The 16,288-nt window shown below is 61.7% G+C and carries 16 protein-coding genes; 11 read left to right on the top strand and 5 right to left on the bottom strand.

Annotated elements, in window-relative coordinates; translation table 11 throughout:
- Window positions 1–91 precede the first annotated feature (91 nt).
- The 6 genes from NBH21_RS09465 to sbmA all read left to right on the top strand — a co-directional run bounded on the left by NBH21_RS09465 (window position 92) and on the right by sbmA (window position 5,341).
- The gene (locus NBH21_RS09465; protein ID WP_250915744.1) at window positions 92–1,138 is read left to right on the top strand and encodes an LLM class flavin-dependent oxidoreductase; all 1,047 of its coding nucleotides are present in this window, start codon (window positions 92–94) and stop codon (window positions 1,136–1,138) included.
- A 54-nt stretch (window positions 1,139–1,192) separates the two neighbouring features.
- The gene (map, locus tag NBH21_RS09460; protein WP_250915745.1) at window positions 1,193–1,942 is read left to right on the top strand and encodes a type I methionyl aminopeptidase; all 750 of its coding nucleotides are present in this window, start codon (window positions 1,193–1,195) and stop codon (window positions 1,940–1,942) included.
- Between the two features lie 126 nt (window positions 1,943–2,068).
- Entirely contained in the window at window positions 2,069–2,296 is a 228-nt protein-coding gene (locus NBH21_RS09455) for a CopG family ribbon-helix-helix protein (protein WP_250916402.1), read from the top strand.
- On the top strand, window positions 2,293–2,610 hold the full coding sequence (locus NBH21_RS09450) for a type II toxin-antitoxin system RelE/ParE family toxin (RefSeq protein WP_250915746.1): 318 nt from the start codon (window positions 2,293–2,295) through the stop codon (window positions 2,608–2,610). Before NBH21_RS09455 ends, NBH21_RS09450 begins: the two co-directional genes overlap by 4 nt.
- 97 nt (window positions 2,611–2,707) lie before the next feature.
- A complete protein-coding gene (locus NBH21_RS09445) occupies window positions 2,708–3,889 on the top strand; it encodes a YbfB/YjiJ family MFS transporter (protein ID WP_250915747.1) in 1,182 nt (393 codons plus the stop codon).
- A gap of 174 nt (window positions 3,890–4,063) precedes the next feature.
- Window positions 4,064–5,341, top strand: a complete 1,278-nt coding sequence (gene sbmA / locus NBH21_RS09440) for a peptide antibiotic transporter SbmA (protein WP_250915748.1) — start codon at window positions 4,064–4,066, stop codon at window positions 5,339–5,341.
- Between the two features lie 368 nt (window positions 5,342–5,709).
- Here the strand turns inward: sbmA and NBH21_RS09435 are convergent, their stop codons facing one another.
- Window positions 5,710–6,759 (bottom strand): polysaccharide deacetylase family protein, encoded by a 1,050-nt coding sequence (locus NBH21_RS09435; protein ID WP_250915749.1) that lies wholly within the window; start codon window positions 6,757–6,759, stop codon window positions 5,710–5,712.
- Between the two features lie 127 nt (window positions 6,760–6,886).
- On the opposite strand from NBH21_RS09435, the gene NBH21_RS09430 reads away from it, so the two are divergent.
- The 3 genes from NBH21_RS09430 (at window position 6,887) to der (ending at window position 9,737) form a co-directional block, all read left to right on the top strand.
- Window positions 6,887–7,465, top strand: a complete 579-nt coding sequence (locus tag NBH21_RS09430) for an NnrU family protein (protein WP_250915750.1) — start codon at window positions 6,887–6,889, stop codon at window positions 7,463–7,465.
- A 137-nt stretch (window positions 7,466–7,602) separates the two neighbouring features.
- Window positions 7,603–8,274 carry a tetratricopeptide repeat protein gene (locus tag NBH21_RS09425; protein WP_250915751.1) on the top strand — a complete coding sequence of 224 codons (672 nt, stop codon included), beginning with the start codon at window positions 7,603–7,605 and terminating at the stop codon, window positions 8,272–8,274.
- A gap of 38 nt (window positions 8,275–8,312) precedes the next feature.
- A complete protein-coding gene (der, locus tag NBH21_RS09420) occupies window positions 8,313–9,737 on the top strand; it encodes a ribosome biogenesis GTPase Der (protein ID WP_250915752.1) in 1,425 nt (474 codons plus the stop codon).
- Window positions 9,738–9,747: 10 nt separating this feature from the next.
- Here the strand turns inward: der and NBH21_RS09415 are convergent, their stop codons facing one another.
- Both NBH21_RS09415 and NBH21_RS09410 read right to left on the bottom strand, forming a co-directional pair.
- Complete coding sequence (locus tag NBH21_RS09415; protein ID WP_250915753.1) at window positions 9,748–10,815, bottom strand: glycosyltransferase family 4 protein; 1,068 nt, start codon at window positions 10,813–10,815, stop codon at window positions 9,748–9,750.
- Window positions 10,816–10,932: 117 nt separating this feature from the next.
- A complete protein-coding gene (locus NBH21_RS09410) occupies window positions 10,933–11,970 on the bottom strand; it encodes an Ldh family oxidoreductase (RefSeq protein WP_250915754.1) in 1,038 nt (345 codons plus the stop codon).
- Between the two features lie 134 nt (window positions 11,971–12,104).
- Here NBH21_RS09410 and bglA point away from each other — a divergent pair, with 134 nt between their 5' ends.
- A complete protein-coding gene (bglA, locus tag NBH21_RS09405; protein WP_250915755.1) occupies window positions 12,105–13,793 on the top strand; it encodes a beta-galactosidase BglA in 1,689 nt (562 codons plus the stop codon).
- 22 nt (window positions 13,794–13,815) lie between these two features.
- Here bglA and NBH21_RS09400 read toward each other — a convergent pair whose 3' ends face one another.
- Entirely contained in the window at window positions 13,816–14,718 is a 903-nt protein-coding gene (locus tag NBH21_RS09400; RefSeq protein WP_250915756.1) for an AraC family transcriptional regulator, read from the bottom strand.
- Between the two features lie 337 nt (window positions 14,719–15,055).
- Here NBH21_RS09400 and NBH21_RS09395 point away from each other — a divergent pair, with 337 nt between their 5' ends.
- Entirely contained in the window at window positions 15,056–15,427 is a 372-nt protein-coding gene (locus NBH21_RS09395) for an Atu4866 domain-containing protein (RefSeq protein WP_425314359.1), read from the top strand.
- 26 nt (window positions 15,428–15,453) lie between these two features.
- On the opposite strand, the gene NBH21_RS09390 is transcribed toward NBH21_RS09395, so the two are convergent.
- Complete coding sequence (locus NBH21_RS09390) at window positions 15,454–16,242, bottom strand: potassium channel family protein (protein ID WP_425340395.1); 789 nt, start codon at window positions 16,240–16,242, stop codon at window positions 15,454–15,456.
- Between the last annotated feature and the right edge of the window lie 46 nt (window positions 16,243–16,288).

Below are 16,288 nucleotides of genomic sequence, written 5' to 3'. Positions count from 1 at the left end.
GCTTGCGAGCGAACACTGTGTTGTCTTTCCGGTGATTTGCCCTTGTCCCTTCCGATCTCTATTTGTGTCGTGACTTCAACGGGAGATCGTCATGGAACTCGGACTTTATACCTTCGCGGACGTCGATCCGAATGCCGCCAACAAGGGCGCGGAAGCCAAGCGCCGTGTCGACGATCTGCTGGAGGAAATTCAGCTGGCCGACGAAGTGGGTCTCGATGTCTTCGGTCTTGGCGAACACCATCGTCCCGATTACATGGCGTCGTCGCCATCCACCATTCTTGCCGCTGCTGCCGTCAAGACAAAGAACATTCGCCTGACGAGCGCCGTCACAGTGCTTTCCTCCGACGATCCTGTCCGCGTCTTCCAGCAGTTCGCCACTGTCGACCTGTTGTCGAACGGCCGCGCCGAGATCATGGCGGGACGGGGGTCTTTCATCGAGAGCTTTCCGCTGTTCGGCTATGACCTCGAGGATTACGACCTGCTGTTTGCAGAGAAGCTGCAACTGCTCGGAGAGATCCGCGAAAACGAGGTGGTGACCTGGGAGGGCGAGACGCGCAAGCCGATTGCCGGGCGTGGCGTCTATCCGCGTCCGTTGCAGGATCCGTTGCCGCTATGGATCGCCATTGGCGGCACGCCGCAATCAGCGGCACGGGCCGGCTATCTCGGCCTGCCGCTGGCGCTGGCCATCATCGGCGGCGAACCCCGGCGTTTCGCGCCGCTCTTCGATCTCTACCGCCAGAGCGCAACCAAGGCGGGCCTCGATCCGAAGACGCTGAAGAGTTCTATCAACGTGCACGGCTTCGTTGCCGACACGACCGAGAAGGCGGCCGACACTTTCTACGAGCCGCAGGCGATCGTGATGAACCGAATCGGCCGCGAGCGTGGCTGGGGACCGACAAGCCGCGCCCATTTCGACATGTCGCGCGGGCCGGAAGGGGCGCTGTTCGTCGGCGATCCGGAAACCGTTGCGGAAAAGATCGTCGCCAACCACAAGCTCTTCGGCAATACCCGCTTCATGCTGCAGATGGCGATCGGCCCGATGCCGCATAAGGACATCATGCGCGGCATCGAGCTTTACGGCACAAAAGTCGCGCCTCTGGTGCGAAAGGCATTGACCCCGTCGGAAGCGGGGGCGTAAGCACCCCGCATCCCCTTTGCGACAAGACAGGGCCTTCGGCCCGAAAGACGAGCGATGATTGTATCCAGCGACGACGACCTGACCCGCCTCAAGGAGATCGGCCATATCTGTGCGGTGGCGGTCAAGACCATGGCTGCGGCGCTGGAGCCGGGTATCACGACGCGGGAACTCGACCAGATCGGCCGCAAGGTTCTGGAAGACGCCGGCGCGCAGTCGGCGCCGGAACTCTGTTACCAGTTTCCGGGCGCCACCTGCATCAGCGTCAACGAGGAAGTCGCCCACGGCATTCCGGGCGACCGCAAGATCCTCGCCGGCGATCTCGTCAATATCGACGTTTCCGGCGAGAAGGCAGGCTTCTTCGGCGATACCGGATCGTCCTTCATCGTGCCGCCGGTCACCCCGAAGCTCGAGCGGCTGGTGCGCGACGGCAAGCGGGCGATGTGGGTCGGGCTCAACCAGGTCCGCACCGGCCAGCCCATGGCCAATATCGGCAATGCCATCGGCACATTCGCGAAGAAGAACCGCTACACGCTGATCCAGAACCTTGCGAGCCATGGCATCGGCCATTCGCTGCACGAGGAGCCGAAGGAGCTTGCGACCTGGCCGGATCCGGACGAGACGCGGATCATGGAGGAGGGACTGGTCTTCACCGTCGAGCCGTTTCTTTCGATCGGCGGCCTGTGGGCCGAGGATGGCGATGATCCGTGGACGCTCTTCAGCGAACCCAAGGCGCCGACGGTGCAGTTCGAACACACCGTTGTCGTCACCCGCAACGGCCCGATCATCCTGACGCTTGCGGAGTAGTGCGTATCTCTTCACCTCTGCCACCGGTCCTACAGCGCGTTTGACCTTCCCGGTCAGGCGCGCTATTTTGTATTACAAATGGAGGAAAAAATGCAGAAAACAGGCACTCTTTCCGATCCTCTTACCATGCGGCTTCCCGTCGATGTTCTCGCGGATGTCGAGGAGATCGCGCGGATTTGCGAGCGTAGCCGCAGTTGGGTCATCGTCCGCGCCCTGAAATCCTATCTCGCTGCGGAAGGTCGTGAACTCATGGAGTTGGCTGCGGCCCAGGCTGACGTTGATCAGGGGCGCGGGGTCGATCTGGACGAGGTGATCCGGGAACTGGAAGGCGCGGCCAAGGATGCGGCTGCTTGAAGGTCGTCCTGTCGCCCGGAGCACGTGACTACGTCAAGTCCGAGGCTGACTATCTGCGAGCGCGTAATCCGCAAGCGGCCCGTGATTTCGTTGAGAACCTGAAGCGACTGAAAGAGCATCTTTCGACTTTCCCCAATATCGGAAGGGTTTCCGAAGAGCTTCCGATGCCGGGTGTCTTCCGGTTCGTGCAGGGGCCTTATCTGATCGACTATGAAGTGCGCCCCGCCGTGGTGGTGATTCTGGCCATTCGCCACGGACATCAGCGGCCACCAACGCTGCCGCTTGATGATGACCTCGATCTGGAAGATCTGTAAGACTGGCCCCTTTCGCCTGCTTTCCATCAAGCTGCGTTGAGCCGGTGATCAGTATTTGTGGTTTGTTGCGCCGTTGGTGCAGTGCGATAAGCCGGCTATGACAAAAGGCAATTTCCAAGGTTTCGATCTTTTCAAGACGGCTCTCGCCGGCGCGCTGGCAATGGCGGCGGCCATGGGTTTCGGGCGTTTCTCTTTCACGCCGATCCTGCCGGGCATGGTGACCGATCTCGGTCTTTCGAGCGGCGATGCGGGTTTGATCGCGGCGGCTAACTTCACTGGCTATCTGGCGGGCGCCATCCTTGCGGCCTATGGCTGGGTTGCCGGCCGGGAGCGCAGCGCGGGGCTTGCTGCGTTGACGATCAGTACGCTTCTGCTGGCCGCCATGGCCGGCGTTGAAACCGTCTGGGCCTTCTGCGTGCTGCGCTTCCTTGCCGGTCTCGCCAGCGCCTTCGCCATGATCTTCATAACCACCGTCGTTCTCGGTCATGCCGCGCGGGCCGGTAGCGAGGCGGTCCAGTCGACCCATTTTGGCGGGGTGGGGTTCGGGATTGCCGTCTCGTCTCTGATGGTGGCCATCGTGGCTTTCTCCAGTCCGTACGGGATTGCCTCGTGGCAGGTGGACTGGCTGGCGGGTGCCGCAATCAGCCTGATTGCCCTGTTGATCGTCATCGTGCTTCTGCCGCCGGCTCCGAAATACGAGGCGAAGCCCAGCCCCGAGCCGCCGCTCGTGTGGAAGCTTCCTCTGGTGTTGCTGACGATTTCCTATGCCCTGTTCGGTTTCGGCTATGTGGTGACCGCCACATTCGTCGTCACCATGGCGCGCATGAGCGACGCCGGGCCGATGGTGGAGTTTCTGACATGGTTCCTGGCGGGCTGCACGGCGGCGGTTTCCCTGTTCGCGTGGCGGCCCGTCATGATCCGTATCGGGTTGCGCGGCGCCTATGTGACGAGCCTGCTGGTCGAGGCGGCGGGTGTTCTGGGCTCGGTGCTGCTGCCTTCGCCCTATGCGCCGATCGTCGGCGGTTTGATGCTGGGTGCCACATTCATGATCATCACCGCCTACGCGCTGAGGATCGGTCGCCAGCTTGCGCGGGAGAGCCAGCGTCGCGCGCTCGCTTTCCTGACCGCAGCCTTCGGTGTCGGCCAGATCCTCGGCCCGCTGGTGGCGGGTTTGCTCGCGGAATGGACGGGCAGCTTCGATGCCGGAACGATTGCCGCGGCAGTCGCGCTTCTTGCTGCGGCGCTTGTGGTTATGCCGGTTTACCGGCGGCTCGCCTGAGTCGTCGCGGCAGGGGCGAAGCCGAGCCTCTGCGGCTAAGTTGTGAATTGGCTTCGTCCGGTTCGGTTACATTTTGGTAATGGCGTTGCCGGGTTCTTTGTTCTGCCCTAATTTCGGGCCACAGACCGGGTTTCAAACGCCCTCCCGTTTCACGCCGAGAAAGCAACCCGCCCCGTGTTTCAATCCTTCTTTCCCAAACCGAAACTGTTCTTCTCATCCTTCGCCATCTGGACCCTGCTTGCGATCCTCGTGTGGTATCTGGCAGGCGCGCAGATGGGTGCGGCACTCGGCTTCCAGCCGATGCCGGAAGATGCTGAGCCGATCATCAACCTGAGCTTCTTCATCACCGCCGACTACCTGTGGTTCTACCTCTATACGGGTGTATGGGCGGCGGTCTTCGGCCTGTTCTGGGAATACTACGCCAAGGATCATCCGTGGCGGCACTGGGCGATCTGGGGCTCTTACTTCATCATCTTCACCACCTATTTCGACGTTCAGGTGTCAGTGCTGCTCAACAACTGGCGGCGGCCCTTCGGCGATCTCTTGCAGAACGCACTGACCGGCAAGCCCGGTATTACGGACTGGGACTTCTACAGCCTGATGATCACGTTCTGGAGCATCGCCTTCCTGAACGTTGCGGTCTTCGTCGTGGTGCGCTTCTTCGTCAGCCACTATGTGTTCCGCTGGCGTTCGGCGATGAACAACTACTATATGTCGAAGTGGCAGAAGGTGCGCCATATCGAAGGCGCGTCCCAGCGCGTGCAGGAAGACACCATGCGCTTCGCCACCACATTCGAGGGGCTCGGCGTCAGCCTGATCGACGCGGTGATGAACCTCGTCGCCTTCCTGCCGATCCTGTTCGTGCTGTCGAAATACGTCACCGACCTGCCGATTATCGGCCAGATCCCCCACAGCCTGTTCTGGCTGGCGCTCGTCTGGTCGGTGTTTGGCACCGCGCTGCTGGCGCTGGTCGGCATCAAGCTGCCGGGGCTGGAGTTCCGCAACCAGCGCGTCGAGGCCGCATACCGCAAGGAACTCGTCTATGGCGAGGACCATGCCGACCGCGCGCAGCCGTTGACCGTTGCCGAGCTTTTCTCCAACGTGCGGAAAAACTATTTCCGCCTCTACTTCCACTACACCTACTTCAACCTCGCACGGTCGTTCTACGGTCAGGCGGACGGTCTTTTCCTGCTCTTCATGCTGGTGCCGACCTTCGTCGCGGTGAAGATCACCTACGGTATCTACCAGCAGATCGCGACCGCCTTCGGTCAGGTGTCGAACTCGTTCCAGTATCTCGTCAATGTGTGGCCGACGATCGTCGAACTGCTCTCGATCTACAAACGTCTGCGCACGTTCGAAGCCGCCATCGACAACGAGGCGCTGCCGGAAATCGACCAGAAATATCTCGAGCGCGAACAGCAGTTCGGCGAGATCGAGGCGAACAAACACTGATAGCTGCCGAATAGCCTGCACCTTCAGCCGCGTCGGATCACTCCGGCGCGGTTTCGTTTTGGGAGAAGGGCAGGCGGGGTTGAACTTGGGTATTGGTATCAGGCGTTCCGCCTGCCCCGGCTACAATCTTCGCCTCGGTCTTCGGATTATCGTCGGAGGGTTCCGAAAGACCTTGATTGCAACCGCCATCGGCAACCGGCTCATGATCCTTGGTGCGCCGGTTCGCGAAGCCGGTTTCCCATCCGATGGCTTCACCAGACTAGGCGATCACGGCCGGACGGGGACGCCAGAGAGGGGCCGTTCTCGTCAAGTCCTTGATGATGCCGGATTGTTTTTCAGAAGGAGGCCGGAAATATCCCCGTTCAGTCTCAGGAACGGGGAGGCGCCTGCCGCTTCGCCAGGATATCCATCGCCTCAGAATAGCTGACGCAGGCGACATCCGTCCGCTGACAGACGTCGGTGACCAGCCGTTCCATGGCGCGCCAGTAGGCTCCGCCATTCATCTCGACGAAATGGAAGCCGAACTGAACCGGGATGCGTTCGCCATTGTACTGGTCTTCGAAGGTCGACTTGAAGGCCGCATAGGTGCGTTCCTCGAATTCCTGCGAGCGCGAGGGGTTGTCGATGCCGGCGGAGTGGCGAACGAAGAGATTGTAGTCCATGCCGATGATGCGGCGGTTCTGCGGTCCTTCGAGAATAAGTGGCAGGCCGAAGCGGGTGACCGAACCATCCTGCTGCGGCAGTGCCGGTCCCTTGGTCACGAGGCTTGCGTCGAAGGTGAAGCCGAAGGCCTTCTCGGCTTCGACGAGGCTGTCCGGGGCCGAAAGGTAAGGGGCACGGACGCCCTTGACGCCATGCGCGGCGAAATCCTGCCAGCCCTGGGGCTCCTTGTCCCCCACGCCGTTCGCCTTCCATGCATTGGCGAGCGTCGTGCGGAAGGTGGAAAATTCCGAAAGCCAGTCGGCCTTCGACCAGTCCTTGCCGTCGAAATGACCGCAGACATGGCTGCCGATCTCGTGGCCTTCAAGGTGGGCATTCCACAGGTTGTCGAGCCGGGTCGTCACGTCTTCCACGGTCGGCGCGAAGCCGACATTGGAACGGCCGGCCTTCTTGCCCGGCGCCTGATAGCCTTTGGAAGCGGAGCGCGGAATGAGTGTGGTGCAGGACAGGAAGTAGGTGAAGTGGGCGTTGTTGGCGCGTCGCGCGATATCGCGGCTCCTGGTCCATAGTGCGTTGTCATGAGCGCCGTCGAAGGAGATCAGCAGCAGTTGCTTCGGCTTTTCCTGGGCGGGCGTCGTCTGCTCCTGCGGGGCTGGTGCTGTCTGGTCTGCCTTCTGCCCGGCCTCCTGAAGCGGCTCGGCCATCAGCGGCAGAGGCAGGAAAAAGGCGAGCGAAAGGATGGCGGACGAACGAAGCATGCTGGAACCCGTTACGAAATCAAGCGGGCGTCCTGTCATCCAAATGCGGCGAAGCTTTGAACACACTGGAAATTGGCATCGGACATCACTATTCCATGATGAACATTATCAAGACGAGGTCTTATCGATGGCAATCCTGATTCTCGGGATCATCCTGTTTCTTGGCCTGCATCTGGTCCGGGTCGTTGCCCCGAATTTCAGATCGGGAATGGTCGACAAGTTCGGCGAAAATGGCTGGAAGGGCATCTATTCCCTCGCCAGCATCGTCTCGATCGTCGTTCTGATCTATGGATGGTCGATTTCGCCGACCGTCAATCTCTGGTTCCCGCCGGCCGGCATGTCGCATCTCACCGTGACTTTGATGCTGTTGTCGACGATCTGTCTTGCCGCCGCCGAACTTCCCGCGGGCCACATTGCGACGAAGACCAAGCATCCGATGATCCTCGGCGTAAAGATCTGGGCCTTCGCCCATCTGCTCACCAATGGCGATCTTGCTTCCGTGCTGCTGTTCGGCTCGTTCCTCGCCTGGGGCGTCATCCTGCGCATTGCGCTGAAGCGCCGGGAGCGGGCTGGTCTCGTCACGCTGCGCCCCTTCGTTTCGGCGAAGTACGACGTGATCGCCATCGGCGTGGGTGCGGTGATCTGGGCGCTGTTCGTCTGGAAGCTCCACCTGTGGCTGATCGGCGTGGCTCCCCTCCCGATGTAATGCCCCGTTTGGGGCATTTTCCCCGCCGGTGCCGCCCTTGTGACCGCAAAGGATGCTTCCATTTGGGCATCCTTTGCTCTAGGAAGGCCGCTTACGCAGCAGAATGCAGTTGAAAGGCCGGCCTTCCGGAACGAGACATGGTGGATAACAACGACAGCTTTATTCGCGAGGTCAATGACGAGCTCCGTTCGGAGCAGGTCAAGATGGCCTGGCGGAAATTCGCACCGATCATCATCGGCGCCGCTCTCCTGATCGTTCTTGGCACCGCGGGCTATCGCGGCTATGAATACTGGCACTCGCACCGTTCGTCCGGCGCGGGCGACCAGTTTCTCGCCGCACTGACCCTTGCCAACGAAGGCAAGAACGACGAGGCCACCGCAGCCCTCGCTGCCCTGGAGAAGGACGGCTACGGCGCCTATGCGGTCCTGGCCCGCATGCGCTCGGCCACCGTTCAGGCGCAGAAGGGCGATGCCGCTGCGGCAATCGCCGCCTTTACCGACATCGGCAAGGACAATTCCGTTCCGCAGGTGATCCGCGATGTGGCGCATATGCGCGCTGCGTGGCTGCTGATCGACACTGGCACCTATGAGCAGGTTTCCGCCGAAGTGGAGGCCATGGCGACCCCGACCGACGCGATGCGCCATTCCGCTCGCGAAGCGCTTGGGCTTGCCGCCTACAAGGCTGGCGACATGGTGCGCGCGCGCGAATGGTTCGAGCAGATAACCGAGGATGCCGAAGCCCCGCGCAATGTGGCGAACCGCGCCCGCATGCTGCTCGACAACATCACCGCCTCCGGCAAGGCGCCCTGAGCCGTTTTGGGCGCTTTCGCCCGGAAGGATAAAACCGAATGAGCTTCACCGTCGCCATCGTCGGCCGTCCGAATGTCGGCAAGTCCACGCTTTTCAACCGTCTGGTTGGAAAGAAGCTGGCGCTTGTCGACGATACGCCCGGCGTGACGCGCGATCGCCGCCCGGGCGACGCCAAGCTCATCGATCTACGCTTCACCATCATCGATACCGCTGGTCTCGAAGAAACCGGCCCCGACACGCTGGAAGGCCGCATGCGGGCGCAGACCGAGGCGGCCATCGATGAAGCCGACCTGACGCTGTTCGTGGTCGATGCCAAGTCCGGCCTGACGCCGCTCGACAAGACGTTTGGCGAATTGCTGCGCCGCAGCGGCAAGCCGGTGGTGCTGGTTGCCAACAAGTCCGAAGCCCGCGGCTCGGACGGCGGCTTCTACGACGCTTTCACGCTCGGCCTTGGCGAACCTTGCCCGATTTCGGCGGAGCATGGCCAGGGCATGATCGACCTGCGCGATGCCATCGTTGCGGCAATCGGCGAAGAGCGCGCTTTCCCCGAGGAAATCGACGAGGCGGTGACCAATGTCTCCGTCGCGCCGGGCAGCCTTGAAGAGGGTGACGAAGAGGAAGAGCCTGATTATGACGAGACCAAGCCGCTGCGCGTGGCGATCGTCGGCCGTCCGAATGCCGGCAAATCGACGCTCATCAACCGCTTCCTCGGCGAAGACCGTCTGCTGACCGGCCCCGAAGCCGGCATCACCCGCGACAGCATTTCCGTCGAATGGGACTGGCGCGGCCGCACCATCAAGATGTTCGACACCGCCGGCATGCGGCGCAAGGCGAAGGTGCAGGAAAAGCTCGAAAAGCTTTCCGTTGCCGATGCGCTACGCGCCATCCGCTTTGCCGAGACGGTGGTGATCGTGTTCGACGCCACCATTCCCTTCGAAAAGCAGGACCTGCAGATCGCCGATCTGGTGCTGCGCGAAGGCCGCGCCGCCGTGCTCGCCTTCAACAAGTGGGATCTGGTCGAAGACCCGCAGGCGGTGCTTGCCGACCTGCGCGAGAAGACCGAGCGCCTGCTGCCGCAGGCCCGCGGTATCCGCGCCGTGCCGATTTCCGGCCAGACCGGCTACGGTCTAGACAAGCTGATGCAGAACATCATCGACACCGACCGCGTGTGGAACCGTCGCATCTCGACCGCCAAGCTCAACCGCTGGCTGGAGCATCAGCAGATCCAGCATCCGCCACCGGCAGTTTCCGGCCGACGCATCAAGCTCAAGTACATGACGCAGGTGAAGGCACGCCCGCCGGCCTTCATGATATCCTGCACACGAGCCGATGCGCTGCCGGAATCGTATGTGCGCTACCTGACGAACGGTCTGCGCAACGATTTCCAGCTGCCCGGCGTGCCGATCCGCATTCACTTCAAGGCGTCGGACAACCCGTTCGAAAACCGCAAGAAGAAGCGCTGATTTCCCTTTTTTACGCGCCGAGTTGCCGACCAGGGTGGCGCAGCAGCAGGCGCTTGCGCCGGGCCTGCGTCTTCGCTTCGATGACGTTGTCGAGAAACTGGGTCGTAGCGGATTGCCACGAGAAGGTTTCCGCAAGGGCGCGCGCCTTGTCCCGTGGACAGTCGAGCGCCTTCAGGCAGGCGTTTCTCAGGTTGTCGTCCAGAACACCCGCGCCGCTTTCCGCCGGAATGATATCAACCGGACCGGTGACGGGGAAGGCCGCAACCGGAACACCCGATGCCATGGCTTCGAGGATGGTGTTGCCGAAGGTGTCGGTCTTCGACGGAAAGACGAAGACGTCGGCCTGGGCATAGGTCGCGGCGAGATCCTCGCCGGTCTTCAGACCGGTGAAATGGACGCGCGGATAATGGGCTTCCAGTTCGGCGCGGGCGGGGCCGTCGCCGACCACAACCTTTGAACCCGGCAGGTCGAGATCGAGGAAGGCCGGCAGGTTCTTTTCCACCGCCACGCGCCCGACCGTCATGAAGATCGGGCGCGGCAGGCCCATGGGGTTTTCCTGCCGCGGGCGCGGACGGAAAAGCGTGGTGTCGATGCCGCGGCTCCAGAGGCAGAGGTTGTTCAGGCCTTTTTCCGAGAGTTCGCGGCGCAGGCTATCGGTGGCGACCATGCAGGCGCCGCCGCGATTGTGAAACCAGCGGACATAGGCATAGAGCCAGGACACCGGGATCGGTGCGCGGGCGGCGACATATTCGGGAAAACGGGTGTGATAGCTGGTCGAGAAGGGCATGTGATGCCTCAGGCACCAGCGGCGTGCCCAGAGGCCAAGCGGACCTTCGGTCGCAATGTGCATGTAATCCGGTTTCTGGTCCTCGATGAAGCGCGCGACCTGCGTGTAGCGGGCGAGCGAAAGACGGATTTCCGGATAGGTCGGCATTGGAATGCTGGGGAAGGGCTGGGGCGTGAGCATCGACACCTCGACGCCCATTGCCGCTAGCTCGCGGTTGGTGTTCTCGATGGAGCGCACCACCCCGTTCACCTGCGGATGCCAGGCATCGGTCACGATGGTCAGTCTGGGCATGTTCTCGCCACCTCCGGGATCGCCGCGCCCCGTTCTTTCACCCGGATGATCGCCGCGCGGCAGCCCGCACATCAGGGAGCGCGGTCATGCGACTCCCGCTTTCTTCGTTCCCCGGCTTTATGTGATGGTAGTATTACAGGTTGATGTCAGCCGCAGTGGGGGCACGCATCCGTCGATGCGCTGGAGAAGGGATTTCCCGACCGCAATGCCGGCGGATGCCGCAGTCTTCATCCATTTCGCCTTGGTAATACCCGGCACATGCACGCCTTCCTCTGCCAGCCGTTTCAGCTGGGCGGCGAGGCGCGTTTCGAAATCCTCGTCCAGAAGAGCGGGTGCGATGGCGATGACGGTGAGGCCCGAGCCGGGGCTCTGGTCGCCTTCAGTGAAAGACGGCGCGTCCATCGACCAGTTGGCGGCGGAAAGGCCGGATGCCAGAACTTCGACCATCAGCGCGATATTGGCGCCGCGCGATCCGCCGAAGGCCAGAAGCGCGCCGCGCATGGCCTCATGCGGATCGGTGGTCGGATGGCCCTGGCTGTCGACCGCCCAACCAGGCAGGATCGTTTCGCCACGCTCGGCGGCACTGCGGATATTGACGTAAGCCGTGCTGCTCGACGCCTGATCGATCAGGAGCGGACCGTCCGCGCCGGCGGGTGCGGCGAAGGCCAGCGGATTGGTGCAGTAGAGCGGCCGCGTCGCGCCTTCCACCGTCAGCAAGGCGGGGCCGGTGGTGAAGGCGAGCGATACCAAGCCTTTCTGCGCCAGCCGGAACGGATAGTAGCCGAGTTCGCCCGAGGTGAAGCTGCCCCGCTGGGCAAAGAGCGCAAGGCCGAGGCTTCTCGCTTTCCCGACCAGATCGTCGAAGGCGAGGTCGAAGCCGAGCTGGGCGATGCCGCCGTCGGCATCCGAGCGGATAAGAGCGGGGGCGGGGGATGTAATCACCGGTTCCGCGCCGCCGTTGATCCGACCCTCCCGCAGGGCGGCGAGGTAATCGATGAGATGGGAGAGGCCAACCGGGGTATTGCCGCCGGCTTCGGCCGATATCGTGGCGCGGGCAAGCGAAACGGCTGCAGCGGGACTTGCGCCGGCGCGGCGACAGGCCGCCGCCACGCGGGCTTCCGCTTCTGCAAGCGTCAGTCTTTCGGTTTCGCTCATCCTCTACCCCGATGTGTTCCCCGGTGGCGCTCGCGATGGAATTGGTCCCGGCCGCCGCTTGGCCTTTTGTCGCGAGACGGTACTATTCAGATCACGATTCCCGCCGATCCGGAAACTCCATTCAGGAACTCTCCATGACCTCAAGTCACAGCAAGGCCTCCAACAAGGCCCATGACAAGACGAAATCTGGCGTTGGCACTGCCGACTGGTGGCGCGGGGCTGTGATCTATCAGGTCTATCCGCGGTCCTTTCAGGACACCAATGGCGATGGCATCGGAGACCTCAAGGGCGTGACGGAGAAGCTGCCCTACATCGCATCGCTCGGTGTCGATGCGATCTGGCTGTCGCCCTTCTTCACCTCGCCGATGGCGGACATGGGCTATGACGTATCCGATTACTGCGACGTCGACCCGATGTTCGGGACACTCGCCGATTTCGATGCGATGATGGCCGAGGCGCACCGGCTGGACTTAAAGATCATCATCGATCAGGTGTTGTCGCATACGTCCGACCAGCATCCCTGGTTCAAGGAAAGCCGGTCGAGCCGCGACAATCCAAAGGCGGACTGGTTCGTCTGGGCGGATGCCAAGCCCGATGGCACGGCGCCGACCAACTGGCTCTCGGTGTTCGGCGGGCCGGCCTGGGAATGGGACGGCGTGCGCAAGCAGTATTACATGCACAACTTCCTCGCTTCGCAGCCGGATCTGAACTTCCACAATGCCGAGGTGCGCGACGCTCTCCTGAAGGCGGTGCGCTTCTGGCTGGAACGGGGTGTCGATGGCTTCCGGCTGGATACGGTGAACTACTATTTCCATGACGAGAAACTGAGGGACAACCCGCCGCATGCTCCCGATAGCGACGATGCGGGCCTCGATGCGCCCGACGTCAATCCATACGGGATGCAGAACCACCTCTATGACAAGACGCGGCCGGAAAACGTTGAATTCCTGAAGAGTTTCCGGGCGCTGCTCGATGAATATCCCGATCGCGCCAGTGTCGGCGAGGTCGGCGATGGTGCGCGTTCTCTCAAGACGGTTGCGGCCTATACCGCCGGCGGCGACAAGCTGCACATGTGCTACACGTTCGACCTTCTCGGACCGGATTTCACGCCATCCCACATTCGCCGCTGCGTCGAGGATTTCTTCCGCTCGGTGACGGATGGCTGGGTCTGCTGGGCCTTTTCAAACCACGATGTCACGAGGCATGCGAGCCGGTTTGCGCAGAATGAGGCGGAGCGCGCCAAGGTGGCGAAGCTGGCGATCAGCGTGCTTGCGGCGTTGCGCGGCTCGATCTGCCTCTATCAGGGCGAGGAACTGGGACTGCCGGAGGCCGAGCTTGCCTTTGAGGACCTGCGGGACCCCTATGGCATTCGTTTCTGGCCGGCCTTCAAGGGGCGTGACGGATGCCGCACGCCGATGCCCTGGAAGGGGGAGATGGCGAATGGCGGTTTCACCACGGCCTCGAAACCATGGTTACCTGTGCCGACCGAGCATGCGGCGCTGGCGGTCGACGTGCAGGACGGAGAGGCGACGTCGGTGCTCGGGCATTACCGCGCCATGCTCGCCTTCCGGAAGACGCACGTGGCGCTCATCGATGGCGACATGCAGTTCCTCGATGCCGGAGAAGACGTTCTGGCCTTCATCCGGTCCAAGGGCGAGGAGCGGCTGCTCTTCGCCTTCAATATGGGCCGAAAGGCCCACAAGGTGGTGTTGCCGGTCGGCGTCTCCGTGAAGCAGGTGCTGGACCTGCCCGGTTACAGCGGCACCGTGGAGAAGGCGAGCCTTCACCTTGCGCCGCTCGATGGTTTCTGCGCGATTGTGTGAAGGCTGCCTGTGGGCCTGAAATTCAGGCCTCCGCCAGATCTCCGGGGCGGGTTTTGAGCCGCGTCACGTCGGAGACCGGCGGTGCTCCGAACTGCCGGCGATATTCGCGGCTGAACTGGGATGGGCTGTCATAGCCCACCTTGCGACCTGCCGTTGCTGCATCGAGTGCTTCGGTCAGGATCAACCGGCGTGCCTCCTGAAGCCTGAGTTGCTTCTGGTATTGCAGCGGGCTCATGCTGGTCATGGCACGGAAGTGCTCGTGCAGGGACGAGCTGCTCATGCGGGCCTCGGCCGCAATGATTTCTATCGAGAAGGGGCGATGGAAATTGGTGCGGATCCAGTTGATGGCACGGTTGACGTTCTGCAGGCGGTGGTTCGGCGTCAGCATCTGGTGCAGGAGGCCGGCATGTTCGCCGCGCAGCAGCAGGTACAGCAATTCCCGTTCGATCAGCGGTGCGAGGAAGGGAATGTCCTGCGGCTTGTCCAGCAATCCAACGAGCCGGATTGCTGCATTCAGCAACGCGTCGGGTGTTTGTGCAACGCCAAGCGCCTTGCATGAGGGGGTGGTCTGCCCGATCGGAGCATTCATCTCCAGCACCAGCGTGCCGAGAAGAGCCAGGTCCAGATCGAGCCGCAGGCAGAGATAGGGTTCCTCCGGCGTCGCATCGATGACATGGCCGAGCACCGGCAGATCGAGGGAGACGATCAGATGGTTTCCCGCACCGTATTCCAACACCCGCTCGCAAGCCTGAACGCGCTTGCGCCCTTGGGCGATGATGCAGATCGATGGCTTGTGTACGCCGTGCATCGGCTCGGTCGGCTGGCTGGCGCGGATCAGCGTCAGGCGCGGAACAGGGGTTGCCTGCAAGCCTTCCTGCGTGGCGTGTCGTGCAATCAGCTCTTTCAATTCGATATGCGGTTTCATGGCGAGGCTGCTCCTGAGCCCTGATTGTTCTGGCTTTTCGGGTCTTAGCTAGGATGTCTGACGGGAAACCCCAAATGGAGGATCGTGCAATTCGGAGGATTGTGCAATCCTTGCGGCCAAGTGTTCTACCACTTCCTCGGTCCCGATCCCCATATCACCGTCAATCGCCGACGGGCGGCGAGATGCAAAATCCAGGAGGACGGGAAGATGTCTGCACTTCAATATATTCTGGAAAGCCCTCTGCGCTGGGTTGCTGCGGGTGCCCGGCACGTTCTTGCGACGGTCGGGCGGATCCATTCCGAACGACAGGATCGTCTGGAACGGAGATATGGGCTGAATGGTTGATTTTTCAAACGATACACCGGCGATGATCGCGCTTGTTGCCGCCATCGCCTACATCACCCTTTTCGTGATGACGCCGCCAAGGGCCGGGAATTTCTCCGGCGAGATTACCGAAATTCAGGAGAGAGACATGAAGAGCCATCCCTATGTAGGATTGTGGGTAACGGGTGACGGCCACGTTCGTCACGAGCTTCTGCCCAACGGGCGCTATGTGGAGGCCCGCGGAAATCGCGAGCACGCCTATGAGGGCCGCTACGAAGTAAGCGGCAGCCACATCGAATACTGGGACGACACCGGCTTTACCGCCGATGGCGATTTCCGCAGCGATATCCTTCATCACGCAGGCATGGTGCTTTACCGGCACTGAGCCTTTTCAGAATATACCGGACGGGATCAGGCGCCCTCGTCCGGTATGTTGAGTATGTGTCCGCAGGCCTTGCAATGCACGGCATCGGTATCGTGGCGGTTGAGGCCGCATTGTGGGCAGGGAAAGGTCACCTTGTGTGGCCGTACGATGGCCTGCGCAAGGCGTACGAACAGCGAGATGCCGATGATCATGGTGATGACCGAGGTCAGCTTGCCGAAGGTTCCGGGAAGAGTGACGTCGCCGAAGCCGGTGGTCGTCACCGTCGCCACGGTGAAATAAAGCGCATCGATGAAGCCGCTTCCCGAATCCTCATAATAGAAGAAGAAGCTGTAGACGAAGCCGGTTACAAGGAACAGGAACACGATGAAGTTGAGGAAGGCCTTGACGACATCGGTCTGCTCTCGAAGGCCGATACGTTTCAGCATCAGCCGGAAGATCGGCCGTTGCGCCACTGCCCAGATGCGGACCACGCGCAGGAATGCAAAGTTGAACAGCCATTGGGGAAAGAGCAGTGTGCAAAACACGAAGATATCGAGCCATGTGATCGGCTTCGCCATCCATCTGCGGGTAGAGGTCGATGCAGACCATTGGGCGGCCAACTCCAGCGCCATCCAAAGCGCGATTGCATAGTCGATCACGATATAGGATGGTCGGTTGCGCAGATAAGGGCCGGCGAGAAAGAAGCCAATGATGGCGAGGTCGATGACCATCATGGCAAATTGAAAACGGACCGCTGCTTTGCCGCGACCATAATAAAGGCTTGTCATCCTCTGGCGTATGGTCGGATGCGAGGCGTCAACTGCAGGGGTTGGCATGAATCCTGGTCCGCGGCGGAGCTTATGACTGGCAGCAAGGAAGGCG

The sequence above is a fragment of the Ciceribacter sichuanensis genome, assembly GCF_024055605.1.
GTDB lineage: Bacteria > Pseudomonadota > Alphaproteobacteria > Rhizobiales > Rhizobiaceae > Allorhizobium > Allorhizobium sichuanense.
This window is presented reverse-complemented; position numbering and strand designations above follow the sequence as displayed.